At 59.5% G+C, this 1,155-nt stretch carries 1 protein-coding gene; it reads right to left on the bottom strand.

Features of this window, described 5'->3' with window-relative positions:
• On the bottom strand, positions 1–1,155 hold a 1,155-nt coding region (tuf, locus tag AC097L_RS25485), incomplete at its 5' end, for an elongation factor Tu (RefSeq protein ID WP_479589492.1).

The raw sequence follows: 1,155 nt of genomic DNA, 5'->3' as shown, positions 1-1,155 counted from the left end.
TTAAGCAATGATCTTGGCAACCACACCAGCGCCGACGGTCTTGCCGCCTTCGCGGATAGCGAAGCGCAGGCCTTCTTCCATGGCGATGGGGTTGATCAGCTTGACGGTGATCGACACGTTATCGCCTGGCATGACCATTTCCTTGCCTTCTGGCAGCTCGATCGCACCGGTCACGTCCGTGGTGCGGAAGTAGAACTGGGGACGGTAGTTGTTGAAGAAAGGAGTGTGGCGGCCGCCTTCGTCTTTGCTCAGCACGTAGATTTCGGAGGTGAAATGCGTGTGGGGCTTGATCGAGTTGGGCTTGCACAGCACTTGGCCGCGCTGCACGTCTTCACGCTTGGTGCCGCGCAGCAAGATGCCAACGTTGTCACCAGCCTGGCCTTGGTCCAGCAGCTTGCGGAACATTTCCACGCCAGTGCAGGTGGTCTTCTGGGTCACGGTGATACCGACGATTTCGATTTCTTCACCGACCTTGACGATGCCGCGCTCGACACGACCGGTCACCACGGTGCCACGGCCAGAGATCGAGAACACGTCTTCCACGGGCATCAAGAAGGCACCGTCCACTGCACGCTCAGGCATGGGGATGTAGGTATCCAGCGCGTCGGCCAGCTTCATGATGGCTTCTTCGCCCAGGGGACCCTTGTCGCCTTCCATGGCCAGCTTAGCGCTGCCGTGGATGATGGGGGTGGTGTCACCAGGGAAATCGTATTTGTCGAGCAGCTCGCGCACTTCCATTTCAACGAGTTCGAGCAGTTCGGCATCGTCCACCATGTCGCACTTGTTCAGGAACACGATGATGTAAGGCACGCCCACCTGGCGGGCCAACAGGATGTGCTCGCGGGTCTGGGGCATAGGGCCGTCAGCAGCCGAGCACACCAAAATAGCGCCGTCCATCTGGGCAGCACCCGTGATCATGTTCTTCACATAATCAGCGTGGCCTGGGCAGTCCACGTGGGCGTAATGGCGGTTGGCGGTTTCGTATTCGACGTGGGCGGTATTGATGGTAATACCGCGCGCTTTTTCTTCGGGCGCTGCGTCGATCTGGTCGTAGGCCTTGGCCTGGCCACCGAACTTGGCTGCCAGCACGGTGGTGATGGCGGCGGTCAGTGTGGTTTTGCCATGGTCAACGTGGCCGATCGTGCCCACATTGAC

This window comes from Rhodoferax sp. RT5P35, assembly GCF_056521385.1.
This window is presented reverse-complemented; position numbering and strand designations above follow the sequence as displayed.